Annotated in this window: 24 protein-coding genes; 4 read left to right on the top strand and 20 right to left on the bottom strand. The window is 33.9% G+C overall.

From position 1 onward, the window contains the following. Positions 1–85: 85 nt before the first annotated feature. From LG295_RS01720 to LG295_RS01675, 10 genes are all read right to left on the bottom strand, one after another. Positions 86–412: a PTS lactose/cellobiose transporter subunit IIA gene (locus LG295_RS01720; protein WP_107558022.1), complete on the bottom strand. Its 327-nt coding sequence runs from the start codon at positions 410–412 to the stop codon at positions 86–88. A 10-nt stretch (positions 413–422) separates the two neighbouring features. After that, complete coding sequence (locus LG295_RS01715; protein ID WP_107531397.1) at positions 423–743, bottom strand: PTS sugar transporter subunit IIB; 321 nt, start codon at positions 741–743, stop codon at positions 423–425. Positions 744–768: 25 nt separating this feature from the next. Then, positions 769–1,665, bottom strand: a complete 897-nt coding sequence (locus LG295_RS01710) for a PEP phosphonomutase (RefSeq protein ID WP_107558023.1) — start codon at positions 1,663–1,665, stop codon at positions 769–771. Positions 1,666–1,683: 18 nt separating this feature from the next. After that, a complete protein-coding gene (locus LG295_RS01705) occupies positions 1,684–3,006 on the bottom strand; it encodes a PTS sugar transporter subunit IIC (protein ID WP_107558024.1) in 1,323 nt (440 codons plus the stop codon). A 70-nt stretch (positions 3,007–3,076) separates the two neighbouring features. Next, a complete protein-coding gene (locus LG295_RS01700; protein WP_325999456.1) occupies positions 3,077–4,207 on the bottom strand; it encodes a zinc-dependent alcohol dehydrogenase family protein in 1,131 nt (376 codons plus the stop codon). Between the two features lie 61 nt (positions 4,208–4,268). Further along, positions 4,269–5,117: an N-acyl homoserine lactonase family protein gene (locus tag LG295_RS01695; protein ID WP_107558026.1), complete on the bottom strand. Its 849-nt coding sequence runs from the start codon at positions 5,115–5,117 to the stop codon at positions 4,269–4,271. A gap of 258 nt (positions 5,118–5,375) precedes the next feature. Further along, positions 5,376–6,113, bottom strand: a complete 738-nt coding sequence (gene nagB, locus LG295_RS01690) for a glucosamine-6-phosphate deaminase (RefSeq protein WP_107531392.1) — start codon at positions 6,111–6,113, stop codon at positions 5,376–5,378. 50 nt (positions 6,114–6,163) lie between these two features. Continuing rightward, positions 6,164–7,702: a glucose-specific PTS transporter subunit IIBC gene (gene ptsG / locus LG295_RS01685; RefSeq protein WP_107531391.1), complete on the bottom strand. Its 1,539-nt coding sequence runs from the start codon at positions 7,700–7,702 to the stop codon at positions 6,164–6,166. A gap of 301 nt (positions 7,703–8,003) precedes the next feature. After that, on the bottom strand, positions 8,004–9,035 hold the full coding sequence (argF, locus tag LG295_RS01680; RefSeq protein ID WP_107531390.1) for an ornithine carbamoyltransferase: 1,032 nt from the start codon (positions 9,033–9,035) through the stop codon (positions 8,004–8,006). Positions 9,036–9,745: 710 nt separating this feature from the next. Continuing rightward, on the bottom strand, positions 9,746–10,999 hold the full coding sequence (locus LG295_RS01675) for an MFS transporter (protein WP_107529923.1): 1,254 nt from the start codon (positions 10,997–10,999) through the stop codon (positions 9,746–9,748). Between the two features lie 408 nt (positions 11,000–11,407). Between LG295_RS01675 and LG295_RS01670 the strand changes: the two genes are divergently transcribed. Then, positions 11,408–12,997: an L-lactate permease gene (locus tag LG295_RS01670; protein WP_325999489.1), complete on the top strand. Its 1,590-nt coding sequence runs from the start codon at positions 11,408–11,410 to the stop codon at positions 12,995–12,997. 428 nt (positions 12,998–13,425) lie between these two features. Here LG295_RS01670 and LG295_RS01665 read toward each other — a convergent pair whose 3' ends face one another. Both LG295_RS01665 and LG295_RS01660 read right to left on the bottom strand, forming a co-directional pair. After that, complete coding sequence (locus LG295_RS01665) at positions 13,426–14,445, bottom strand: zinc-binding dehydrogenase (RefSeq protein ID WP_107529921.1); 1,020 nt, start codon at positions 14,443–14,445, stop codon at positions 13,426–13,428. Between the two features lie 21 nt (positions 14,446–14,466). Further along, positions 14,467–15,828 carry a gluconate:H+ symporter gene (locus tag LG295_RS01660; protein ID WP_107558216.1) on the bottom strand — a complete coding sequence of 454 codons (1,362 nt, stop codon included), beginning with the start codon at positions 15,826–15,828 and terminating at the stop codon, positions 14,467–14,469. A gap of 151 nt (positions 15,829–15,979) precedes the next feature. Between LG295_RS01660 and LG295_RS01655 the strand changes: the two genes are divergently transcribed. Continuing rightward, positions 15,980–16,735, top strand: coding sequence for an IclR family transcriptional regulator (locus LG295_RS01655; RefSeq protein WP_325999457.1), 756 nt, complete (start codon positions 15,980–15,982; stop codon positions 16,733–16,735). 82 nt (positions 16,736–16,817) lie between these two features. Next, positions 16,818–17,477: a hypothetical protein gene (locus LG295_RS01650; RefSeq protein WP_325999458.1), complete on the top strand. Its 660-nt coding sequence runs from the start codon at positions 16,818–16,820 to the stop codon at positions 17,475–17,477. An 86-nt stretch (positions 17,478–17,563) separates the two neighbouring features. Here the strand turns inward: LG295_RS01650 and LG295_RS01645 are convergent, their stop codons facing one another. The 4 genes from LG295_RS01645 to LG295_RS01630 all read right to left on the bottom strand — a co-directional run bounded on the left by LG295_RS01645 (position 17,564) and on the right by LG295_RS01630 (position 19,953). Continuing rightward, on the bottom strand, positions 17,564–18,103 hold the full coding sequence (locus tag LG295_RS01645; RefSeq protein WP_107529918.1) for a hypothetical protein: 540 nt from the start codon (positions 18,101–18,103) through the stop codon (positions 17,564–17,566). Positions 18,104–18,107: 4 nt separating this feature from the next. After that, the gene (locus tag LG295_RS01640; RefSeq protein ID WP_122062911.1) at positions 18,108–18,692 is read right to left on the bottom strand and encodes a TetR/AcrR family transcriptional regulator; all 585 of its coding nucleotides are present in this window, start codon (positions 18,690–18,692) and stop codon (positions 18,108–18,110) included. A 161-nt stretch (positions 18,693–18,853) separates the two neighbouring features. Then, on the bottom strand, positions 18,854–19,393 hold the full coding sequence (ssuE, locus tag LG295_RS01635; protein ID WP_107529916.1) for an NADPH-dependent FMN reductase: 540 nt from the start codon (positions 19,391–19,393) through the stop codon (positions 18,854–18,856). A 170-nt stretch (positions 19,394–19,563) separates the two neighbouring features. Next, the gene (locus LG295_RS01630) at positions 19,564–19,953 is read right to left on the bottom strand and encodes a DUF1398 family protein (protein ID WP_326000376.1); all 390 of its coding nucleotides are present in this window, start codon (positions 19,951–19,953) and stop codon (positions 19,564–19,566) included. 205 nt (positions 19,954–20,158) lie between these two features. Here LG295_RS01630 and LG295_RS01625 point away from each other — a divergent pair, with 205 nt between their 5' ends. Beyond that, a complete protein-coding gene (locus tag LG295_RS01625; RefSeq protein WP_107529915.1) occupies positions 20,159–21,394 on the top strand; it encodes an ArgE/DapE family deacylase in 1,236 nt (411 codons plus the stop codon). Between the two features lie 115 nt (positions 21,395–21,509). Here LG295_RS01625 and argB read toward each other — a convergent pair whose 3' ends face one another. Genes argB through rocD form a run of 4 tightly spaced genes read right to left on the bottom strand, consistent with a single transcriptional unit; the run spans position 21,510 to position 25,810 of the window. Continuing rightward, a complete protein-coding gene (argB, locus tag LG295_RS01620) occupies positions 21,510–22,271 on the bottom strand; it encodes an acetylglutamate kinase (protein ID WP_107529914.1) in 762 nt (253 codons plus the stop codon). A gap of 12 nt (positions 22,272–22,283) precedes the next feature. Then, positions 22,284–23,522, bottom strand: a complete 1,239-nt coding sequence (gene argJ, locus LG295_RS01615) for a bifunctional glutamate N-acetyltransferase/amino-acid acetyltransferase ArgJ (RefSeq protein WP_017723873.1) — start codon at positions 23,520–23,522, stop codon at positions 22,284–22,286. 23 nt (positions 23,523–23,545) lie between these two features. Next, entirely contained in the window at positions 23,546–24,577 is a 1,032-nt protein-coding gene (gene argC / locus LG295_RS01610) for an N-acetyl-gamma-glutamyl-phosphate reductase (protein WP_325999460.1), read from the bottom strand. A 42-nt stretch (positions 24,578–24,619) separates the two neighbouring features. Then, the gene (gene rocD / locus LG295_RS01605) at positions 24,620–25,810 is read right to left on the bottom strand and encodes an ornithine--oxo-acid transaminase (protein ID WP_325999462.1); all 1,191 of its coding nucleotides are present in this window, start codon (positions 25,808–25,810) and stop codon (positions 24,620–24,622) included. Positions 25,811–25,879: the final 69 nt, after the last annotated feature.

Here is a 25,879-nt window from a genome sequence, read left to right as displayed (position 1 = left end):
ACGTATAGCGTATGGTTTTTTTGCATATAAATAATAGAAACAGCACATTTCCACTCTATTTATAGAAATGTGCTGTTTCTATTATTTATAAACTTTTCTCTACAATTTTATATAAATCAATCATCTCTTGGGCAATATCTTTAAAAGTAATAGCAGTCATCAAATGGTCCTGACTATGCACTGTCAACAATGTCATCGTTATATTTTCACCTTGCGCTTCTTTCGATAACATTTTAGTTTGTATATGATGAGCTTCAAGTAGCGATGATTCAGCTTGCTCTAACTTTTGTTGCGCTTCCTTAAAATACCCTTTCTTCGAAGCAATAATCGCTTCCATTGCATGACTTTTCGCATCACCACTATAAGCTATAAGGGACATGGCAAATTCTAAATCTCTCTCTTGTTCAGTCATATATCCACCTCTAATTAGCCATTAACTGTTCTGCTATTTTTAACACATTGGTACCATTCATCGTACCGTAATCTCTCATTTCAATAACATCGACTGGTATGTTTTTATCACTACACTTTTTATTATATTCTTCTTTTTTAAAACGGACTTGAGGGCCAAGTAACAGCACATCGACAATGCCATCTTCAATTTTTTGATCGGCCTCCGAAGTAGAAACCGCGAAAATATCTCTATCTAAGTTTTGAATTTTTGCTTCTTTTTGCATTTTTTGAACAAGCATACTCGTACTCATCCCTGCTGCACAAACAAGCATAATTGTTTTTTCAGCCATATAAATCCCTCCTCCAATTTTATTTTCAACGTTGAATTGACCTCGCTATCATCGATACTGTATGCCTTTCTCCTCTAATAGCTTTACTTAACTCAAATATATTATTGACTGGCGCCAACCCTCCAAATCCTGCATCACCAATATGCTGTATATCTACTCCACAAACTTTATTCCGAATTGCAAAATCTCTAATTGTGCTTGGATCAGAACTTTCTTGACTTGTGCCAATAGCCGACATAACTAATCCTCCATGTTGATGAACTGCTTTAACTATTTCTTTTAATTGATTTTCATCAAAACCTGGTACGGTACCAATTGATGGAGTTAAAATAATATCTGCGCCAGCATCTATAAATTTCTTTACAAATGTTTTCGTAATTACAGGTTCATCGACACCTGCACTATGCATCTTACCAGCTATAATTAATCCACTAAAATTTGCTCTTGTGTCTGCAATCGCACTGACAATTCTTTCATTAGATACTCCAGTACCTGGATTTCCTGTCATACAAATAAAATTTATGCCTAATTGTTCTAATGCTTTTACTGTTTTCGGACTTGCCTGTCTGCCTTCACTTATATTTAACTTCTCTTCTGTCATTGTTGCTTGTACATCTACCGGTTCTAAATTCACACCAATCGGTCTGGCTACAAGTCTTCTTAGTTCTTTAATGACATGCTGATCTTCATCTATATTTACAATCTTGGGGTCAAATGCATCTAGTCCATTTAATAAAATCAAATCTGCTCCAAATGCTCTTGATAGCTCTGAATTCGTAATATCAGGAATAACAGGTGTGCGAGTGACGACATTTTCCGCTAGTACCACACGACCATCACTTGCCTTTATACTTTGTTTTAATTCATCAGATGTCATTTCTACTATTTCTGAAGCATTTGCACTTAATAATCTTTTCACCATTTTATCTCCCCTTTATTTTTATTCTTCAGTTTTTTTCATATTCTCTGCTTCTTTTTGTTCTAACTGTAGGTTATATTTTTCCATTGACCGATAAAAAGGATAATAAAGTAAAATATCTACAAGGATACATACCATTTGAACCACAGACCCACTATAATGACCTGTTGCTAAAAATCCACTTATGATTGGTGGGATTGTCCAAGGCATCGCTGTACCATTTGTAAGATGTACTAACCCACTTGCCATAGCAAAATAAGTTATTGTTGCATTAATCATTGGAGCTAAAATAAACGGCACGATAAGTCTCACATTTAACACGACTGGCAAACCAAACAATGTAGGTTCATTAATATTAAATATACCCGGCATTAGTGTCAGTGGTGCCATTGTCTTTGTAATCTTACTAGAGCGTTTCTTAAATGCTAAAATTGCAATCACAATTACCAGACCAATAGTTGAACCACCGCCACCCATAAACACAAAATTATCTATAAATGGTTGTGTAATAATATGCGGTAATTCACCATGTGGATTAGCTTGATATGCTAGACGATTTTCATCTATATTTTTCAACCATATCGGTTGCATAACAGCATTAACTACATTGGCACCATGGATACCTACAAACCAAAATGCGCTATTGAGACCAACTAAGATAATTGTTCCAATCAAAGTGCCCCCCATAAGACTCAATGGAACCCCCAATGTATTGACAATAAGTTCATGAATATTGCCGAAAGGTAAATTATCTAGCAATATAAAGATGATTAGCCACATAATAATGATTACAGCTCCTGGTATTAATGCGCTGAAACTTTTAGAAACAGCTGGTGGGACCTGATCAGGCATTTTTATTCTTATATTTCTATTAATAAACCATTGAAATATTAAACCTGAAATAATACCAACAATTAAAGCAACAAATAGCCCCTGACTTCCCATATACATCTGTGGAATCGCTTCTTCTGGTGCCTTTCCTCCAGTCATTACTTTCGGTGTCACAACTAAAAATGCAGACATAGAAATTATCCCAGCAGAAACGCCATCTGTGTTGTATTGCCGTGCAATACTATGCGCTACCCCAAAACTTGCTACTAATCCCATTAATCCGAACGTACCATTAACTGCTTTCATTAAATATGGTTGAATTCCTTTTGATTCTAGCCATTCAATCCATCCCGGTACTGCAATACCACTGATGACTAAAAATAATGAGCCAATGATAATTAAAGGCATTGCAACTATAATCCCATCCCTTAATGAAATTAAAATTTTATTAGACCCCAGTTTTGAAGCAGTAGGTAACAAATACTTTTCCAATGTGTCATTTAGCTTACTCACATTAACACCCCTTTTAAACCCAAACTGAAAACATATTTAAAATTTCTATAAAAGTATAGGTGAATTATCTTTAAGTGATTTTCACAACTAAGCGTGCCGCTTCTCCTCGGGCTAACCGGTCGAAGCCTTCATTTATTTCTTCTAACGATAAAGTATCTGTTAATAGCTGATCTACGGGCAAACGCGATTGTTTGTATAAATTTACAAACCTTGGTATATCTCGTTCAGGGACACAACTCCCTACATATGAACCTTTAACTGTGCGTTCTTCTGCTGCAAGTGTGACTTGTGGAAACGAAAAATTATGCTTAGGGTCAGGCAGACCTGTTGTAGTAGTCATGCCACCACGTTTTGTTATTTGATAAGCAACTTCCATTGCTGGCACAACTCCAGCAGTTTCAAAAGCATAGTTAACACCCCCACTTTCATAAGTTTTAACATTTTCAACTACATTATCATCTCCTGAGTTAAATACTGCTGTTGCACCTAATGATTTCGCTAACTCAAATTTAGCTTCATTTATATCTAATGCTATAATCTCACTTGCACCTGCAAGGCGAGCACCTAAAATAGCATTAAGCCCAATACCACCTAATCCGACAACTGCTACTGTGCTCCCTGCACTAATGTTAGCTGTATTTATAACTGCACCAATTCCTGTTATCACCGCGCAACCAAATATGGCTACTTTTTCAAAGGGAATATCCTTATCTACCTTCACAATTGAATTGGTTGAAACAACTGCGTATTCCGCAAACCCCGAGATACCTAAATGATGATACATCGTTCGGTTATCTTCTGACAGTAAACGAAAACCACCTGTTAACATTTCCCCCTTTTCGTTAGAAGTTGCACCATTTTCACATAATGCTGGTCGTCCTTCTTTGCATGGAATACAGTGACCACAACTAGGTATAAACGTACATACGACATGATCCCCTTTTTCAAAATCTGTAACGTCAGGGCCTAATTGTATAACCTCTCCTGCCGCTTCATGACCTAATACCATTGGCATAGGTCTAGGCCGACTACCGTTTATTACGGACAAATCTGAGTGGCATAACCCCGCAGCACCAATTTTTATCAACACTTCATTCGTTTTAGGTTCAGATAGTTCTAATGTTTCTATAGTTATAGGCTTGCTTTTAGCGTATGGCTCTATGCTTCCCATTTCATGTAATACTGCAGCTCTTATCTTCATTTAAAAGCCTCCTTGATTAACATCCTAAATAATTAAAATAAATACTAATGTTAAAAGAATATTATTCATAGTATCCATCAGTAGATTTTCTTAATCCTTCAAATTGCTCTCCATCATGACCAAACCAAATTTGCGCACCTTTTTCTTCGGCTAAACGTTTAATTTTTTCTACTGATTTAGTCCAACCAATTGAATCATATAAAATACCTGGAGGTTTTAACGACTCTCCCATACTTTCTTTCGTATAAATTGCATCGGAAGCTAATATAATAGTACCAAGCTCAGCACTTTCTATCTCTAAACCGATCATGCCCCATGCATGGCCACTACCATAATTTAAAATACGAACCCCCTCTACAAGCTTCAAATTATCTTCTTCTTTTTTAATCGTTCTCCATTTTAAGTTATTCTTAATCCATGCATCGATATCAGCCCAAATATAAGCACCTTCTTGTTGATTACGAGCATAAGTCTGCATCGTTCCATTCAATTCGTCATCATGAACAATAACGGTTGCATTGATAAAATATTCTAAGCAACCTGCATGGTCTAAATGTAAGTGTGACGCCACAACAAAATCCACTTCCTTTGGATCCACATCGATTTGTTCCAAACGATTTGGTAAGTGACAAGATTCATCAGCAAAATAAGGAAAGGCTTTTTGAGTAGCATTAATCCACCTACCATTCTCACCCATTGCATTAGGATTACATGCAGTATCAAACAATATTTTAGCTTCAGGATGATCTATATACACTGTGTAAATTGGAAATTCGTACATTTCATTTTTGGCTTCAGGGCTGTCCAAAGTAGCTTGATTTGAATTAGCAATCATCAAATTCTTATCCATTTTCATACGTCCATTATCTAAAACATAAATTTTCATGCATTCTTTATTCACATTCACCATCACGATACACCCCTTTACAATTGTATAATTACATTATAATTGTAAACGTTTACAAAAATCAATTTTTAAATTATTTAAAACACTTATTTATTCTGAAATTCAATAATTGTTATTCTAAGAAACAATACGCTTAAAAATAAAAACGCAGTGCAGAAATCTAAAATAATTTCTTTAGACATCTGACTGCGCCATTAACTTCATTTCAATCACTAATATGATTACTATTCATAAATTGCATTGTAATATCATGATTATAATTTAGTGATATTTATTAAATTGGAATATTTCATCATCCACAATAACTTCTACATTAGCATGTTGTCGTAATATACTAGCAGGTAACGATTCGGATATATCACCTTCTAAGAGTTGTTTAATTGCATATTGTTTATGTTCACCTAATGCTAACAAAATAATTCGCTTCGCTCGCATAATAGATGAAAGTCCCATCGATATTGCTTGTTTAGGCACGTTTTCAATTGTTTCAAAGTGTTTACTGTTCGCCTTAATTGTTGAAGGTGCCAAATCAACAACGCTCGTCACGCTATCAAAAGATGTATATGGCTCATTAAAACCAATATGCCCATTTTCACCAATCCCTAAAATTTGAATATCTGCAGGACCTATATCGCATAAGAGTTGTTCGTAAGTCCTAGATTCTTGTACAACATCTTTTGCGTTCCCCATTGGTAAATGTATATTATTCTTTTGCCATGAATCATTATGCTTAAATAAATGTTCATTCATATACACATGATAACTCTGTTTATGGTCTGGTGCTAGACCAACATATTCATCTAAATTAAACGTCACCACACGTGATAAATCAATTTGATTAATATTCAATAATTCTGATAAATATTTATAAACATCTATCATTGTACCGCCTGTTGCCAAACCTAGAACCGTATTAGGTTTAGTCTTAAGTTGTTTTAATAGCTCAGTTGCTAAGTATTGACTAGCTATAGTTTGGTTTTTCAAATTTATAACATTCATCTTTTCACCGTATCTTTCTGCAATCTTTAATACCCTTTTTACATGTTGTATTATAATTTTTCATTCTCTAAAAGCTCCTCAACTTCATTTTTTATCGTAGTAACATGAGGACCATATATAACTTGAACGCCATTCCCTTTTTGAATAACTCCTCTAGCTTGCGTGGCTGTTAACATAGATTTATTCACATCTTTATCACTATTTAACGTCACTCTTAAACGAGTAGCACAGCAATCAACTACATCTATATTTTCTTTACCACCAAGTGCTTGGATTATTGTCTTAGCACGATCGGTTGCTTCTACAGTGTCTGTTGCCGTTTCATCTTCACGGCCAGGTGTTTTGAAATTGAATTTCGTTATCAAGAATCTAAAAATAACGTAATACATCATAAACCAGATGATACCAACAGGGATTACCCACAAGAAATTTGTTTTAGAGTTTCCTTGAAGCACACCAAATAATAAAAAGTCTATAAAGCCCCCACTAAAAGTTTGGCCTACAGTTATATTAAAGATATCTGCCATCATAAATGCTAATCCGTCTAAAAACGCATGAATCACATATAATAGAGGAGCAACAAATAAAAAACTAAACTCTAATGGTTCTGTAATACCTGTTAAAAACGATGTTAAAGCTGCAGAGAGCATCAATCCTCCTACAACTTTTTTACGTTCTGGTTTAGCCGTATGGTAAATTGCTAATGCTGCCCCACAAAGCCCAAACATCATGGTAATAAATCTACCAGACATATATCGTGAAACGCCTGAAAAGTATTTTGTAACGTCAGGGTCCCCTAATTGTGCAAAGAAAATATTTTGCGTCCCATGAACCATATGCCCTTTAACTTCTAACGAACCTCCCAAAGCTGTTTGCCAAAATGGTAAGTAGAAAATATGATGCAATCCAAAAGGACCTAATAACCTCAAGATAAAGCCAAAGAAAAATGTACCAATTATCCCTGTTTTGTCTACTAATCCACCAACACCAAAGATCCACCCTTGTACTGTTGGCCAAACAAAAAACATAATGACACCCAATACAATCGAAGCAATTGCTGTAATAATCGGTACAAAACGTGATCCTCCAAAGAAACCAAGGTAGTCAGGTAGAGATATTTTATGAAACTTATTGTGTAAAAGCGCTGTCATTATACCAGTGACAATCCCACCAAACACCCCTGTTTCTACAGTTTGAATTCCTAGTACCATACTTTGTCCTACTTCAGCTAAATTGTCTTTCGCTAATGTTCCAGTTATAGTTAACAATCCATTCATAGATGAATTCATGATTAAAAATCCGAGCATTGCTGCTAATCCAGCAGTTCCTTTATCACTCTTTGCCAGCCCTATGGCTACACCTACCGCAAATATAACTGGTAAGTTTTGAAAAACAATATTTCCAGCAGATGACATTAAAATAAAAATATTCTGTAATAAACTCATATCTAATACTGGATAAGCTTTAACCGTATTCGGATTACTTAAAGCACCACCGATGCCTAGTAATAACCCTGCTGCCGGCAAAATTGCTATGGGTAACATAAATGATTTCCCAAATTGTTGTGCTCTTTCAAACAATTTACTCATAATAGCTAACCTCCTACTTATCCTAAATATACAGCCAAAGAAAATGATAATCAATATTTATCTAATAAATGAAAATTATTTTCATAAATCAATTTACTTCTCTTGTAATAAACATATAAATCCATAAAAAAAGAGGCCGACATTTATAAATGTCGGGGCCTCGGATAATATATTGGCAATGACTAACAATATTGAAAGTCAGCTTTCATCATTTCTATAATAAAAGTTGCTTTACTAGTACAAGATGGACAGAAAAGGTAATTTGAAAAACATTTTTGCCCTAACTTTTTAACATAATTATTTAAAATATGTCACCTAATGTAACTGCCATAATTGCTTTAATTGAATGTAATCTATTTTCTGATTGATCAAAAATAACAGCATGCTTTCCTCTGAATACATCGTCTGCAATTTCCATTTCAGTCAGATCATATGTTTTATATATTTTTTGACCTACTTCTGTGTTCACATCATGAAATGCTGGTAAACAATGTAACACTATCACATCTGGATTCATCGTATTCATTAACATTGATTCATTTACTTGATAAGGCAACAATTGATTGATACGGGATTCTAACACCCCTTCATCTTCACCCATAGAGAACCAAACATCTGTATAAATTGCATCAGTTTGATATATCGCTTGTTGAATATCATCAGTAATCAAAATATCACTTTGTGAATCAGCAGCATATTTTTGAGCCAATATTTGAATATCATTATTCGGTTGTAAAGATTCTGGTGCAGCAATATGAACATTAACGCCTAATATTGCGCCAGTAATTAATAAATCATGTGCCACATTATTTCTAGCATCGCCGACATAAGTTAATGTCTTTCCTTTTAAAGTGCCCCAGTTTTCTTTTAATGTGAAGAAATCCGCAATCATTTGTGTTGGATGCCATTCGTTAGTTAAGCCATTCCACACTGGTACGCCAGCGCTTGTAGCAAGTGCTTCTACGTCTTTTTGGTGATGTCCTCTAAATTCAATACCATCATACATTCTACCTAATACTTTTGCAGTGTCTTCTGCAGACTCTTTAACTCCTAAGTGAATATCACCTTGCCCAAAATATTCAGGGTATGCACCTAAATCATAGGCAGCAACACTGAAAGCTGAACGCGTTCTTGTAGAAGGTTTTTCAAATAAGAATGCTAAGTTTTTACCTTTTAAATAAGGATGCGGGATATTACGCTTTTTCTTTTCTTTTAATTCACCAGTAAAATCAATTAAAGTGTTCAATTCATCAGCAGAAAAATCACATGTTTTCAAAAAATGTTTACCTTTAAATGTCTGTAGCTTGTTTAGTGCTGTTGTGTACGCCCCAATTCCATCACTCCAATATTTTTATAAGATTTATATACATAATAACTGCTATTTTAAATAAAATCAAGTATAAATATACCTTATATTGTATATTATTGAATTATCTCATAATTCTCTTGTCTAAGCATTCTCTATTTCTAATTACTTCTACACATAAGCGTAATTTTATGTCAGTTAAGCAATTAAAATATCTGACAATCAACACTTATGAAGTTAAAAGTTTTATTTATGCGTTGCAAAACATTTAATGAATTCTTTATAGTATCTTTATGTTGTAATAAGTTAATCAATGGAGGTGAATTGTGATGTTTAAAGAAATCTTAGCTCTTATAAAGCAAATCGCTGCTCATTTTGTTTCTGGCGGTTTTCAGGAAAAATAAGCAAGGACATTGTTGTTCCACCTCAAAAACCTCATAATCACATTAAACTTTAAAAATGAATATAGTAACCAGTCATTAAGCGTCGATTTATAAAAAGCCTATTAACTATCCCACCATAGATTAATAGGCTTTTATTGTGTACTTATTATCAGTTTTTATACTTAATTTTTTGAATAAATATTTCATATTCATTCAAAGAATGAATGAGTTATTTTATTTTCAAGTTATGACATACAAAACAGGAAGTATAACCAGTCAATCATTTAACAAAGATTGATTTCTGCTCTACTTCCTGCTTTAATTTAAGTTCTTTATTCAATTGGTTATAGTGTCTTAAACTGCTTCCTTATCTTCACTTATCCCCCTCTCTTCTGGTGTTTTTAAGAAGCGTGTCATAATAGCACTAGCTACATATAAACCAAATATTAAGTACATCATACCTTTCACACCAATACTATCGTAAAACAATGCAACTAACCCTGGTCCAGCAAAAACACATAATCCTGCACCTAAATTCAATATTGCCATTGCTGGGCCTTTGTCACCATCATGAACAAGAGACGGTACAAGCGCCGATATTGGCACGAAACCTGCTAAACACATCCCCCATAAAAATCCTACAGTTCCTACGATAAATACATTTCCCGTAAAAATTTCAGGCATAAAATATAATCCTAAAGTGAATACAGCACAACCGACACCGCCGATATATGAAATGGTATTCTTCCATCCTATTTTGTCGCTCAGGGCCCCAAATATTATATTAAAAATAATATTTGCTATAAAAATAGTCCCCCAAATATTTAGCCATGTTGTTGTAGCTATACCTTTGGTTGATAAATATATAGGAAGAAACAATGGAAATGCATATTGAGCTGCCTGGTTTATAATTCTGACAATACAAGCTACTGCTACACGAGGTTCTCTTTTTAATATTGTAATACCAGCGCCCATTTCTTTCAGATGCGTTTTAAAACCACCTTCTTTATGTTCAAGTTCAAATTGATCACGATTTACAAATACTGCTAAAAACGTTCCGATAAGTACCCAAATAATAGCTGTCCATAAAGTAAAGAAATGTCCAAATAATTGAATTGTAATTGAAGAATAAAATGAACCAAGGACACTTAATCCTCCTGTAAATACAAACCAAAACCATCCAACAGCTGCACCTAAACGCTTTTGTGGAGAACGATATGCAACCCAAACTAAAAATGAATAAGCAAATAAAGGATAACCAAAACCTCTAATTGCATATGAGGGTATCATCATTTCATAGTTCATAGTTGGAATTGCTAGACCTACAAAAATAATATGTCCAATAATATATAGCAATGTACCTAATAACATTACTTTTCGTGGTCCTATCACTTCCACTAAAACACCCGAAAACCATGATCCTATTGCAATAGTTACGCCATAACAAGTTGTTAATAATGCTGTTTGTTGTACGGATAAACCTTGGTCATGTAAATATGGACTAATCCACGCTAATTCTAGACCATCGCCCATCATAAATATAAGTACACCAATGTATCCCCATATTAACGTCGGTGGCATTCCCATCTTAGCTAATTTATCATTCATCTATAACACCCCTGTTTATAAAATATCATGCTAATTATCCTTAATTTCGAGAATATCTTTCCTTCATGCTAAAGTTACTTTATCCATAAAGTGCTATCCACAAAATCAGAAAGCGCTTTCAGATATTGTAGTTATTTTATTTCATTTTTTTATTTTATGCAAATTTATTTTCGTTTATTTTCATTATTTTAGGTTATTAGTAATAAAATGGTAAAATTTCAATTTCAAAGTATCATGCTTACCCATTCTTTCTTGTTAAAAAAGTGTATTTTCTCAAAAATATAATAGATTTTTAATGGGATTTTTTATTTAACAATGATTGAAATTTTTTATGAATGCGATTACAATTAAGGATATTTAGTCATCATATGACTTGATGATATCTATTTTATGGGAGATGTGATTTTTATGATGCTTCTTGTTGCTTTTAGTGCAGTTATTGTTCCATTTATTTTCTTAGTATTATTACGTATGTCTGCATTAAAAGGAATGGCGATAAGTGCAATTATTATAACTTTATTAGGGATTTTTGTTTGGGGGATGAATGGTGATGTCATCATTGCATCATTATTACAAGGGACGCACAAAACATTTACTATTCTTTATATTTTATTTGGTGCTCTTTTATTACTCAATACATTGCGTCAAACTGGTGCAGTAACTCGTATTAATGAAGGTTTTAAAAAGATATCAGGTGATATGCGTGTCCAAGTTATCTTAGTCGCTTTTTTATTTGGTTCTTTAATTGAAGGTGCATCTGGTTTTGGAACGCCTGCAATGGTAACCGCTCCGCTAATGGTTGCGTTAGGGTTTCGCCCGATTATCGCAGTAGTAACTGCGCTCGTTGCAGATAGCGTAGCCGTTTCATTTGGTGCTGTTGGTACACCTGTCCTTGTAGGACTTAGTACATTAAATGACGCAGATAGCGCTTTCTTTCAATCGACGGCAGAACGTATTACAACTTTAGATTTATTGAGTGGTATTTTCATACCTATTATTTTAATTACTGCAATGGTGATATTCTTCGGCAAAAATAATAAACTTAAATCTATCGTTGAAATGTTACCTTGGCTTGCTCTAATTGGTATTGTTTATGCCGGCTCTGCTTTTGCATATGCCTTTTTATTTGGCGCAGAATTTGTTGCTATTTTAGGTTCTTTAACTGGATTAATCGTTGCTGTTATTACCGCTAGAAAAGGCTGGTTATTACCAAAAGAAGAATGGACAGATGGTTTAAATCATGATTATGAAGTTAGTACAAAAGAACAATCAATGCCCTTGTTAACTGCTTGGGCCCCTTATTTAATGGTTGTTGTCTTATTGTTACTCACAAGAACCGTTCCAAGCATCAAGCATTTTACGACGAATGTATTGGATCTTTCTTGGAATAACATTTTAAATTTTGAATCAATCACATCTGAATGGGAGATTTTATATTCACCAGGAACAATCCTTATACTTTCAGCGATTTTTGCTGTTTTTATACAACGTAAACCATTAAAAGATATAGGACATGCCGGTCTTGATTCATTAAATACTATCAAAACAACTGGAATTACACTCATTGCCACTCTTGCAATGGTACACGTATTTATTAACTCTGGCATTAATACACATGATTTAATCAGTATGCCAGAATATATAGCTAAAGATATGGCACATTACTTAGGACCGATTTGGTTATTTGTCGCTCCATTTTTAGGTGCATTAGGTTCATTTATAACAGGAAGCGCAACTGTTTCTACGTTGACATTCTCACCTATACAATTAAATATTGCTCAAACAATTGGTGCCGAACCATTCACTGTATTAGCAGCTCAAATTATCGGAGCAGCAGCCGGAAATATGATATGTGTTCACAATGTTGTAGCCGTTTGTGCTGTCGTTGATATGCCTGGAAAAGAAGGCAGTGTTATTAGAAAAACGCTCGGACCTGCGTTACTATATTGCCTACTTATAGGTATCAGCGCTTTCATATTTACATGGTTATTCTTTTAGCTAAAAACGACTTGCTATTAAACAATAGCAACATATATTAAAAATTTATTTTAGAAGTGGATTTATCAATCAATAACTTAAAACTAAATTTCAGTTTAGGCGTAATCCATAAGTTGTAATATATTAAAGTCCCACTAGCTCAATCAAATGAGAGGTGGGACTTTTTGTTATCTTAAATTACTTAATTATCATTCTTTAAATACTAAATGCCTATAAGTTTCATAGAGAAATTATAGCAACTCCTAGTAAAAAGACTCTCCCTATATAAATTAAACAATGCTTAGACTTACAAACCTTAAAAATCTAATATTTAAGATGCTTAGATTGTGTTGTTATAAATCTTGTTATACCTGTATGTTTTCTAAATAATTACTGCTCCGTCCAAACTGAAATATGAGACTATACGCTCCATTCTTAATAATAAGCGTTTATAGTTTGATTATGACCTTAGAAGATAATTTAGAATTGGCAGCTATTTCAAAAGCTTCTCTAAAGTTTTCGATATCATATGTTTGAGTAATCACATTAATAATCTTCTCATTTTTCGCTAGCACTGTTAAAGCATCTTCAATTTCTCTATTAAAACGATAACATCCACGATAAGTAGCCTGTTTGATATTAATCGGACTTAAGTTAATTGGTGAAGATTTATCCTGTAAATTACCAACTTGAATTATTGTACCACCTATATTTACAGCCTTAAATGCAGTCGATACTGCCGGAGTAGCTCCAGAACACTCTAATACTACATCGTATCTATCTTCAGGAATATTATTATCTGTAATATTTAATGTTTCGATATCGCCTAAATCATGTGCACGCGCTAATGGTTCTTCTAACATATCACTGATCGTCACGCTTTCTGCTCCCAAGGTAAAAGCTGCTCCTGCAGCTAGTAATCCAATTGGCCCAGCTCCTGACACAAGTACTTTTTTACCTGTAACACCGCCTGCTAAATTAATCGCATGCATACCCACACTAAGCGGTTCAGCTAACGCTCCCATCTTTAAAGAAACGCTATCTGGTAGTGGTAATATTTGCGCTTTATCTACTAGCATTTTTTCTACCATACCACCTTGTTTATGTGGTAAATATCTAGCCGATCCTAAATATGATCCATTCGGCCATATCTCAGGATTATGTGGCGCATGTGCTAATTTATCCCCATAGGTAGCAGGATGAACTGTCACTTTTGTTCCTTTTGGAAGTGTCGTTCCTTTATAATCCGTAGCTTCAAGTAAAACTCCGCTTAATTCATGCCCCGGTATTAAGGGTTCTCTAATCACTGCTGGACCACTAGATCCTTCTGCCAAATAGTGTAAATCTGAGCCACATATACCCACGTACTTAACTTCTATAAGTGCTTTTTCTGGATCATTTTGTGTACTTATTTCCTCAATTTCTTTTAATTCAATATCTTCTTTTCCATTAATAAATACAGCTTTCATCGTATTCATTCTCCTTTCAAATTAAATAATCATATTTAAAATCAATACAAATACTAGACCACAAACCGATATCGCTGTCTCTAAAACAGACCACGTTAAAAAAGTTTCTTTTACAGTCAAACCAAAATACTCTTTAAAAATCCAAAAGCCAGTATCATTCACATGTGAGAATATAATACTCCCTGCGCCAATGGCTAACGTCACTAATGCTAGATTAGCATCAGTAGCTTGTAATAAGGGGAGTACTATACCTGTAGTAGATATAGCGGCAACAGTTGCTGATCCTTGTGCAATCCTCAATAAAGAAGACACAATCCAAGCTAATAAGATTGGGGACATGCTAGAGCCGACAAACATATGCTCAATTGTTTTTCCTACACCACCATCAATCAAAATTTCCTTAAATGATCCGCCTGCACCCAAAATAAGTAACATCATCCCAATTGGAATAATGGCAGATGTAGCACTGTCCATAATTTGATTCATCGTCCTCTTTCTACGAATTCCCATTGAATACATAGCAAAAAGTAATGAAATCAGCATTGCTATTGGTGCATTACCAATAAAATAAATAACACTTTCAAATTGATTGGTTGCACCATCTTGATGACCAGTGATCATTTGTACAATAGTCGCAAATAACATCAATATAACTGGTAACAATGCAGTAAACACACTAAGGCCAAACCCTGGTTGATCTTTTTCTTCAATCGATACTTCAGAAACAATATTAGTCATATCAATTTCTTTACTATATGCACTCGGGGACAATTTGGGTAACATTTTGACTAATAAACCACCAACGATAACCACCGTTGGGACCGCTACAATGAGTCCATATAATAATACTTGTCCTAAATTAGCGTTTAACTCTTTTGCAATGACTACTGGACCAGGATGCGGGGGTAAAAATCCATGCGTTACCGAAAGGGCAATAGCCATTGGTATACCAATCTTCATATGTGATACACCTAAACGTTTTGCAATTGTAAACGCTAAAGGTATCAATAGTACTAATCCAACTTCAAAGAAAAGAGCAATACCAATGATGAATGACGCTAAAATCATTGCCCATTTAATATATTTCTCACCAAATTTATCTATAAATGTATCTGCAATTCTATTTGCGCCACCACCATCTGCAAGCAACTTACCTAAAATAGCTCCTAACCCAAATATTATTGCTACGCTTCCTAAAGTGCTCCCCATACCTTTTTCTACAGTTTCTACGATCTTGTCTAGTGGCATACCTAAAATCATACCAGTAAAAATCGATGTCACTATCAAAGATATAAAGGCATTAATCTTACATTTAATAATTAAAAATAACAGTACAACAACACCTAATACAACACTGATTAATGGCCAGAACTCTCCAAACATTTCAACACACTCCTTTTATCTCATATGTAGCTGCCCATAGCTTTTATAACTTTTACACTTGTTCCATATTATGAAATGTTATATCATATAATAGAATACTTTATTAGTATAAAGCGAAAATGAAAACGTTGTCAATTTGAGGAGTGAAATGATGTCCAATGTTCAATCAATCGATCGTGCATTAAATTTATTAGAATTGATATCACATCATAGCCCGATATCATTAAATGAACTTGTAACAAAAACACAGTTATCTAAAACTACTGTACATCGTTTAGTTAAATCTTTAATCGATAATCATTATGTAAAGCAAAATCCTTTTACACATCAATACGAATTAACTTATAAATTATTTCAATTAGGCTATTCTAGCATCAAAAACATTGATTATTTAAATATCGCTAAAAGTTTCATTAGTCAACTTTCTTTCACAGTCAATGAAACGTGTCATTTAGTCATTGAAGATAAAAATGAAATTCTCTATATTGAGAAATTCATTCCAAATGATGCCATTTATACAATGGCTTCTAAAATAGGTCTACGCGTACCTATGTATTGTACTGCCGTAGGAAAAGCAATATTATCTAAGTATGATGACTATACGATTCAAGCTATTTGGGATAATTCTGAAATTATTCCTTACACAAAGCACACTATCACTAACTTTGATGCTTTTATGGAGGAAATTGAAATGATTCGTAAACAAGGTTATGCAGAGGATAAAGAAGAAAACGAAGAAGGTATTTATTGTGTTGGCACGTATTTCGTTAATTATCGTAATGAAGTACAAGGCGCGATTAGTTTGTCCTTTTCAACGACCCAATTGCAAAACAAAGAATTTTATATTACTCAACTTCAAAATACAGCAAATAACATTTCAAAAAACTTAGGTTTTATAAACTCTTAACATTATCATCATCATTATTATTTTGATAAAGTACAGTTAAATCATTATATATATGGGTACTACGTGGGGATGGGATATGCATATGAAATTTGAAAGTATAAGGTTATTAACGTCAGAATTGGAAGAAACAAGACAGTTTTATGAGGAAACATTAGAGTGTACGGTTGAAATCATTGACCAAGAATCATTTATGGTTGAGATTGGTGAAACAGAATTGCATTTTAGATATGCACATGACATTAATCAACCTTATTATCATTTTGCTATTGATATTCCTTATAATCATTTTTTGGAAATGAAAAACCATTATCAAAATATTTTATTTCTATTGATGGAGAACAAACAACATACAACTTACTTTGAAGCTTTTGTTGCACATTCTGTTTACTTCAATGATCCTTCTGGAAATATTGTCGAATTAATTGCTAGAATCTCTAACATGACAGAAGAACCCGAATTTTCAAGAATTAGCGAGATTGGTTTTGTGTGTAATGATACAGAGTCTGTCTACCAAGCTTTAACGCAATATCAATTGGAAACGCATGAACAAAAACAATTTGTACCTGACGCCTTGAATTTTCTAGGTGATAAACGTGATGAAAGTTTTATTTTATTAACGCCCGAACATAGAAGGTGGTTCTTTTCTGAAAAGACATCATCCGCCTTCCCGATAGAAATTAAAACGCAACAATTTGATTTAATTTATGATCACTTCCAACAATGGCATTTAATACCATCATAATGAGGACATAATAAAAGCGATACGTATTTCACATGCGGAATCAACAATTTTGATTTCACACGTGTGCGTATCGCTTTTCAAAATATTCAAGACTTTTCTGATCTCGGCCATATAAAATAACTTAAAGCTATCAATAAATCTATCATTAATATTAAAGTCCATAGTTTAATTACATGAACCAGTGCCGCTACATTATCAGCATACCCGACAATTCCAATGATTATCCATAGCAATCCAGTCCCAAGAGTATAAGCAAACACATGTCTAATCCAACTTATTAAATATTTTTTTGCATGCTTAATTCCAGTAGTTTTGACAGGTCGTTCATCTGTTTTCAAAACGAAGTATTTAAATCTTTCATCTGCCCATCTAATCATTTGTTTACCAAACGCTATAGACACACCTATATAAACTGCTGCTATACCATGTGGGATTGTAGCCGCTGCACCGTTTAACAAATCTAAGCTCATTGTAATAACTAAAGTTAAATCAATAACAGGTGTAAGTACAAAGAAAAATAATCCTAATTTTTCTCTTCTCATCACATAGCGTGATATCAGTCCGAGTATAATAAACACCCAAAATAATATTTCTGCTGTTATGAGTAATATTACAATCCAATTCATCTTATCACTCCTTTAACCAGGAATTCACTTCATTTACTACTAACTGAATAATATCTTCATTCGATATCATTTCTGAGTTTAATAATTTATGCAATGCTAATCCATCTAATAAAGCATGCGCTTTTATAATTGACAAATTTTGATTCAACGAATTATCTAATAAATCGTGTTTGTCTAAATACGTTATTGATAACTCAATTAATGACTTAATTTCATCCCTCATGAATTCTTTACCAACTTGATGTAATTCATAATGAAAAGCCATCCAAACTTCCATATCGGCATATCGTTCCTTATCAAGTGGTATAACAGTCAACAGCCCTTGTATTACTTTATCTACAATGGATAATTCTTCATTACTATATATATCTTGGATTCTTTGCTTAACTTTTCCTATAACTTCCAAAAATACCATTTCAAGTAACTTGCTATGATTCGGATAATAATAGCGTATTTGTCCCGGTGTCATTTTTGCTAAATTTGCAATGTTCCTAACTGTCGCACCTTTAGCACCTTCATTTACTATGGATTGCCATGCAAACTGAACAATTTGCTTTTTTTTCTTTTCGTGATCTACAATTTTTGGCATCTTTGTCACCCTTTTTAATACAACTGTGTTAATAAAGCACAAATAAATGAAATCATATTATTCACTTCATCTTAACATTTTTTAATACAGCTGTGTTAAAAAAAGAGTAAATAAAGACACAACACATTGATTGTGTCTTTATTATTTTTATTAATTTCAATTTATTCCGTCACTTGAGATTTATCACTGACAAACTTTTTTAACGTTTTATTCAGCCCATCTTGAGCTTCTTGATCATAGCTATATGTCCCATCTGCGTTTGCAGTAATATGCTTATCTAAAATAAATCTACCTTTATGAATCGTATCTGCACCTAGCTCTTTAATCACTGGGTCCAAGCTATATTGAATCGCAAGTACATGTGCGAATGTGCCGCCTAATGCTAAAGGTAACACCGTTTTCCCTGTAAATGCACCACGTGGTAATAAATCGAGATAAGTCTTAACTATACCCGAATATGCTGCTTTAAATACTGGAGATACGATGATAATACCATCTGCATTTTCAATTTTTTTATGTGTTTCATTAATTGAGTCATTAGAAAAATCTGCTGTAATCAATGCTTCTGCATCTAACTGATGCACATGAATGATGTCAGTCTCAATACCTACATCATTCAAATATTGTTCGGCATAATCCACTACACCTGTTAAACGTGATTGTATTTTATTGCCACCTGCAATAATTGCTACACTTGCCATATTAACGAACCCCTTCCCATAGCTTGATATAACATCACTCTAATAAACAACATAAAACATGCTGACTTTAAATGATAATTATTCTATGAGCCTACCGTATCATCAATGATTAATACTGTCATAGCATTCGTCTTAAAACTCAATTCTTTTCTTACATCTCAATCAAATAATTATTGCGCAATCTGTTCGACTATAACAATTTCATTTTTTAAATTTATGTAAGCACATGTTCCAGCATCAATACTTATATGCCACTTGTAAATGCCTGCTTGAGCCATTTCATCACAAAAGATTTGAAAATCTGTTTTACCTATTTGATGTCGTTTCAATGATTCTTGTATTTGCTCTTTATCTGTATGTTGTGATATAGGCACGGTTCTCTTCACATCTCTATCTATAATTTGCTCTCCACTTTGATGCGTATATACTGTAGTTCCATTCTGAATATCAACGGTATTAATTGTTATCCCCATTGCTTTAAACGCTTGAAATAATTTTGGAAAATCTATCCCGGTATATTGTTGGTGTGCTTGTTGAATTGCAGACAATGAAAAAGTCATAATCTTTCTCCCTTAGTATTTTATTTTTTACTATCATATCTTTAATAGTTTGACAAAACAAGGTTTTTCAAAACCATATATAGCGTAATAACTTTACACAAAACAAATAAAATTATTATAAGATTTTAAATAAAAGTCCTTTTGCTTATCAAATTAAATTGCCAGATGTATAATTGTGATAGTTTTTTAAAAGGAGTGGTATGTTATGAGTACATTTTCTAACGAAGAAAAAGTACAAATTTTATCTGATATTGTGGCAATGAACACAGTAAATGATAATGAAATTGAAGTGTGCGAATATTTTCAAAAACTATTTGCACAACACGGTATTAATTCTACGATTGATAAAATTGATGACCGTAGAGCAAACTTAATTGCTGAAATTGGCGAAGGACAACCTGTTATCGGAATTTCCGGTCACATGGATGTTGTTTCTGAGGGTGATCATAGTCAATGGAGTTACGAGCCATTCACATTAACTGAAGACGATGGTTTCTTATATGGCCGTGGCGCTGCAGATATGAAATCTGGTCTTGCCGCTTTAGCCATTGCATTAATTGAAATCAACAACACACAATCATTAAAACAAGGACGTATTAAATTCTTAGCTACAACTGGCGAAGAAATGGAGCAACTTGGTTCACAAAGTTTATACGAAAAAGGTTATATGGACGATGTTGAGGCACTTGTAATAGCCGAACCATGCCAAGATATGATGGTTTATGCACATAAAGGTTCCATGGACTATCGTATAAAATCTCACGGTACATCCGCACATAGCTCAATGCCAATCCTCGGCTTTAACGCAATTAAGCCCTTAATCGAATTTATTCAAGATATTGATGCTTCTTACAATAAAATTTCTAAAGAAGTAAAAGGCAACGCTTTAGATTTCACTCACTTTATAGATAGAATGAAACAATCCCTACCTGCAACATATGCTGCAGAAGAAATTGAAAATGCCCTACAAGGCCTTGTAATCACAAATACTTTAATTAAAGGTGGCGTTCAAGTCAATTCTGTACCAGAAGATGCAGATGCAGACTTCAATATCCGCACAATTCCAGAGTATAATAACGATCAAGTTAAAGCATTGTTTGACGATACACTTGAAAAACATAATGCTAACGGGGCTAGATTAGAAAGTGATTTATATCTTGATTTAGACCCTGTTCTGACTACAGGTGAAAATAGTCTAATCGATACTGCTCAAACAATTGCTAAATCAGCGTTTGATAAAGATTTCATTGCAGCTCCAATTGGTGGCGTTACAGATGCTTCTAATTTATTACGTGGCAAAGATGAAAACTTCCCATTCTTAGTATTTGGCCCTGGAGAAAAACCACACCAAATTGACGAACGAGTTGAAAAATCAATGTACTTCAAATTTATTGACTTCTATACAGACTTATTAACTACTTACACAAACAACCATAAATAGAAGGAATTATTAAATATGAAAAAGGGCTTAACTCTTATGTGTTATAAGACTTAAGCCCTTTTTCATATTCTTTATATTATATAAACTACATACAGTTACTATTAGAAAAGTATATCTATTGTTGTATCGTGGTTCCCACATTTTTGCCATCTTGTAATTTTTGAATAATATGTGATTCGCTTCCTGCTGCAATCACCACTTTCTGACAGCCAAGTTCAATCGCTTGAATTGCATCTTGTACTTTTGGAATCATTCCTCCATATATCAATTCTTGATCGATAAAACATTGAATACGTTCTGCATTCAACGATGGCTGCACTTCTTTATCGATTAATACGCCTGGAATATCACTTAAAAGATAAAGTGGCGCATGAAGTGCTTGCGCTATTTTATAAGCTAAAGTATCCGCGTTAATATTATATAATTGTGACGTTGCTTGATTCATACCAATCGAGGCAATAACTGGAATAAATTGGTCCGTTACTTTATCAAATACAGATGTATTTATATCTTTGGGTTCACCTACATATCCATATTTTTCGTCTAGTGGTGCTACATCAAAAAGTTTAGCATCTATACCATTCATACCAATACTTTGTATATTAGATTGATTAATTTTGCTTACTAGATCTGGATTTACAGTACCTATTAACGTTTGACTAGTCACCGACAATACTTCTTCTGTTGTAACTCTTAAACCATCTTCAAACAAAGGTGCCACACCTCGTTGCTCTAATGCCTTATTTATAAATGGTCCGCCACCATGAACAATAATTGGTTGATAACCTTGTTGCTTTAATTTAGAGACATCCTCAATCGTCGAATCATGTAAATTAGTTAAAGTGCTACCGCCTATTTTTATAACAATATAACTCATCTGACACACTCCTTACGTTCTATACGATGCGTTAATGCGCACATATTCATATGATAAATCACAACCATATGCTGCCGCTTCACCATCACCGTTTCCAACTGAAGCCTCTATTACAATGTTATCTTCTGTTAAACGTTCTTTTAATAACTGCTCATCAAACGCTAAATGAATTCCTTGTTCTAGCACTGGTAACTGACAGAAAGAAACATTTGTCTCATTTGGTTCTACAAATTGTGATGCGTAACCTATTGCATTTACAATTCTACCAAAGTTTGAATCTTCACCATGTATAGCAGTTTTAACCAAATTAGAAGATACAATACTTTTAGCAATTTTTTTTGCTTCTTTAACATTAGGTGCACCTGTCACTTTTGCAGTAACTAATTTCGTCGCACCTTCACCATCTTTGGCAATTGATTTCGCAAGGTATTGACTTACAAAATTGAAAGCATACGCAAATTTATGCCATTCTGGATGTAAGGCGTCAATTTTACTATTGTTCGCTTGACCATTAGCCATACATAGCACCATGTCATTTGTGCTTGTATCACCATCAACTGTAATCATATTAAACGACTGATCTGTTGCTTGTTTCAGACAATAGTCCAAAGTATCCGCATCAATATTAGCATCAGTTGTTATAAATCCAAGCATTGTAGCCATATTTGGATGTATCATCCCAGAACCTTTAGCACTACCACCAATAGTTACTGTCTTACCATCAATCTCAACTTGTACTGATAAATGTTTAGTCGCAGTATCTGTTGTTAAAATAGCTTGATTGAAAAATTGGCTATTATTATATTCCTCTTTCAAAACATGCTGTGTGCCATAATGAATTTTATCCATAGGTAGGAACGCACCAACAACGCCTGTCGATGCAATACCAACGTTTTGTTGCTCTATATTCAAATGTTCTGCTACCCAAGATTGTGTATCTAGAGCATCTTGCATGCCTTTTTCACCTGTACATGAGTTCGCATTTGCTGAGTTCACCACAATTGCTTGTAATGTTTTATTAGCATTAATACTATCTTCAGTTATTTTTAAAGGTGCAGCCTTAAAACGATTCAGTGTATATACACCTGTAGCTGTCGCTTCTGTAGTCGAATAAATCCAACCGAAGTCTTTTTTCTTTCTTCTTAATCCTGCATGAAACCCGCCTGCAATATAACCTAATGGTGAACTAACATCACCTTGTAAATCTATATTTAATTGGTTTAACGTATCAATCGTTTCAATATCTATCATCTTCTCTCCCCTTTCAAATTAGTTTATGGATATACTGGTGTTTGAGTTAACCCTGTATTTTCGTCCCATCCATACATTAAGTTCAAGTTTTGTATCGCTTGGCCGCTTGCTCCTTTAACTAAGTTATCAATTACCGATACAATAATTGCACTTTGACTTTCTTCATCGACATAAATCCCAATATCACAAAAATTACTACCATAGACTTCTTTCGTTTTCGGATAAATGCCAATATCTCTAATACGAACAAATGATTTATCATCATAATAATCTGTGAAAGTTGCATGTAAATCTTCGTTAGTCATCCGTTGATTAAGTTTTACATAAATTGTTGATAATATACCTCTTGTCATCGGTACAAGATGTGGGGTAAATACTACTTTTATATTTTCATTTGCTAGCTTTGAAATATACTGTTCTATTTCAGGTTTATGTTTATGCTTACCTATCGCATAAGCGCTAAAGTTTTCATTCATCTCTGAATAATGAACATGCTGGGCTAATGATCGACCCGCACCTGAAACGCCTGTTTTGGCATCAATAATAATAGAATCATTGTTAATGATTTGTTGATCAACGAGCGGATGTAAAGCTAACAATGTAGCAGTTGGAAAACAACCGGGGTTGGCAACTAATTGCGTATTATTCGGTTCAATATTTGACCACTCAGCGATACTATAATTAGCTTTTTCTAACTGCTCTTGTGGTGCTGCTGTTTCACCATAGAATTGTTTATATACCTCCCTATCATCCAATCTAAAATCACCGGACAAATCAATAACCCTAATGTTTCTTTCAATTAATGACGGTGCTAAATCTTTGCTTATATTAGAAGGCGTTGCAAAAAATACAACATCACAGTCAATATGTTCACTATTTAGCGCTTCATATTGATGGGTTAAGTGACACAAGTGAGGAAAAGTTTCTTTGATTGGTTCATCAATTTTTGAATGTGAGAATATATATTTAACATTTACATATGGATGATGAATTAATAACCTAATTAATTCAATAGCTCCATAACCACTACCTCCAACAATGCCAACATCTATCATGACGTTCATTCCTTTCTGAATATTCGGTCTTTTAAAACGCTATTATTTGTCTTTTTCTAATACTTCTGTAATCACGCTGATTACTTTATCTATCTCTTGCTCATTAATAACTAATGGTGGCGCAATACGAATAATGTTGCCTTGCGTCTCTTTACATAACACACCTTTGTTAATCATCTCTAAGCAATATGGTTGCGCTGCTTCTGTTAATTCTAATCCGATAAATAATCCCCTGCCTCTCACGTCAGAGATAATATTACTGTCTATAAGCTGTAATTCATTTAATAACTTCTGTCCAAGGTCTGCAGAATTCTCTATTAGCTGTTCTTCAATTAGTACATCTAATGCAGCCATTGAAACAGCACAAGCAAGCGGATTACCTCCAAATGTAGATCCATGTGTTCCTGGCGTTAATACGTCCATCACGTCGTGATTAGCTAATACTGCTGATATTGGATAAAGGCCTCCGCCAAGTGACTTACCGAGTAAATAAATATCAGGTTCTACACCTTCCCATTCCATAGCAAACATTTTACCTGTACGTCCAAGACCTACCTGTATTTCATCTGCAATAAATAACACATTATGTTCATCGCATAACTTGCGCACTTCTTTTATAAAATCATCGGGTGGAATATTAACGCCGCCCTCACCTTGAATAGGTTCTAATATAATAGCTGTTGTATTCTTATTAATTAAATCTTTTAAATGACTTAAATCACCAAAGTCAGTATAGTGAACGTTATCTAACAATGGTCCAAAGCCTTGTTTATAACTTTCTTGAGAAGATAATGATAAGGCACCTAGCGTACGGCCATGAAAATTGCCATTCATCGCTACGATTTCACTCTCACCATCGGCAATCCCTTTAATGTCTGTGCCCCATTTTCGAGCTATTTTAATCGCTGTTTCAATAGCTTCAGTACCTGTGTTCATTGGAAGTACTTTTTCTTTATTAGCAAGTGAGCATATCTTTTCTTCCCACTTTCCTAGGTTATCACTATATAAAGCACGAGAAACCATTGTTATTTTTTCACTTTGTTCTTGAAATGCTTTTATAATTTTGGGATGACAATGTCCTTGATTGACGACTGAGAAACCCGAAACACAATCTATATAATTATTGTCTTCTACATCCCAAACTTGAGCGCCACGGCCTTTAGCCAATGCTAATTTCAGCGGGCTATAATTGTTCGAACTATACTGATCTGTTAGTGCAAATAAATCGTTCATCAAAAATCCTCATTCCTTTTATATTTATTCTTAAAACTGAATTAATATTCATATATAATACGCTTGTTT

The organism is Staphylococcus pseudoxylosus (assembly GCF_044794325.1).
Classification (GTDB): domain Bacteria; phylum Bacillota; class Bacilli; order Staphylococcales; family Staphylococcaceae; genus Staphylococcus; species Staphylococcus pseudoxylosus.
The sequence above is the reverse complement of the archived record's forward strand: the minus strand, read 5'-3'. Positions and strand labels throughout refer to the sequence as shown.

Bases quoted from the DNA above. Each gene is read 5' to 3' on its own strand.
- LG295_RS01720 (WP_107558022.1), bottom strand. From the start codon at position 412: ATGACTGAACAAGAGAGAGATTTAGAATTTGCCATGTCCCTTATAGCT.
- LG295_RS01715 (WP_107531397.1), bottom strand. From the start codon at position 743: ATGGCTGAAAAAACAATTATGCTTGTTTGTGCAGCAGGGATGAGTACG.
- LG295_RS01710 (WP_107558023.1), bottom strand. From the start codon at position 1,665: ATGGTGAAAAGATTATTAAGTGCAAATGCTTCAGAAATAGTAGAAATG.
- LG295_RS01700 (WP_325999456.1), bottom strand. From the start codon at position 4,207: ATGAAGATAAGAGCTGCAGTATTACATGAAATGGGAAGCATAGAGCCA.
- LG295_RS01695 (WP_107558026.1), bottom strand. From the start codon at position 5,117: ATGGTGAATGTGAATAAAGAATGCATGAAAATTTATGTTTTAGATAAT.
- nagB (WP_107531392.1), bottom strand. From the start codon at position 6,113: ATGAATGTTATAAATTTGAAAAACCAAACTATAGCTAGTCAATACTTA.
- ptsG (WP_107531391.1), bottom strand. From the start codon at position 7,702: ATGAGTAAATTGTTTGAAAGAGCACAACAATTTGGGAAATCATTTATG.
- LG295_RS01675 (WP_107529923.1), bottom strand. From the start codon at position 10,999: ATGAATGATAAATTAGCTAAGATGGGAATGCCACCGACGTTAATATGG.
- LG295_RS01670 (WP_325999489.1), top strand. From the start codon at position 11,408: ATGATGCTTCTTGTTGCTTTTAGTGCAGTTATTGTTCCATTTATTTTC.
- LG295_RS01665 (WP_107529921.1), bottom strand. From the start codon at position 14,445: ATGAAAGCTGTATTTATTAATGGAAAAGAAGATATTGAATTAAAAGAA.
- LG295_RS01660 (WP_107558216.1), bottom strand. From the start codon at position 15,828: ATGTTTGGAGAGTTCTGGCCATTAATCAGTGTTGTATTAGGTGTTGTT.
- LG295_RS01655 (WP_325999457.1), top strand. From the start codon at position 15,980: ATGTCCAATGTTCAATCAATCGATCGTGCATTAAATTTATTAGAATTG.
- LG295_RS01650 (WP_325999458.1), top strand. From the start codon at position 16,818: ATGAAATTTGAAAGTATAAGGTTATTAACGTCAGAATTGGAAGAAACA.
- LG295_RS01645 (WP_107529918.1), bottom strand. From the start codon at position 18,103: ATGAATTGGATTGTAATATTACTCATAACAGCAGAAATATTATTTTGG.
- LG295_RS01640 (WP_122062911.1), bottom strand. From the start codon at position 18,692: ATGCCAAAAATTGTAGATCACGAAAAGAAAAAAAAGCAAATTGTTCAG.
- ssuE (WP_107529916.1), bottom strand. From the start codon at position 19,393: ATGGCAAGTGTAGCAATTATTGCAGGTGGCAATAAAATACAATCACGT.
- LG295_RS01630 (WP_326000376.1), bottom strand. From the start codon at position 19,953: ATGACTTTTTCATTGTCTGCAATTCAACAAGCACACCAACAATATACC.
- LG295_RS01625 (WP_107529915.1), top strand. From the start codon at position 20,159: ATGAGTACATTTTCTAACGAAGAAAAAGTACAAATTTTATCTGATATT.
- argB (WP_107529914.1), bottom strand. From the start codon at position 22,271: ATGAGTTATATTGTTATAAAAATAGGCGGTAGCACTTTAACTAATTTA.
- argJ (WP_017723873.1), bottom strand. From the start codon at position 23,522: ATGATAGATATTGAAACGATTGATACGTTAAACCAATTAAATATAGAT.
- argC (WP_325999460.1), bottom strand. From the start codon at position 24,577: ATGATAGATGTTGGCATTGTTGGAGGTAGTGGTTATGGAGCTATTGAA.
- rocD (WP_325999462.1), bottom strand. From the start codon at position 25,810: ATGAACGATTTATTTGCACTAACAGATCAGTATAGTTCGAACAATTAT.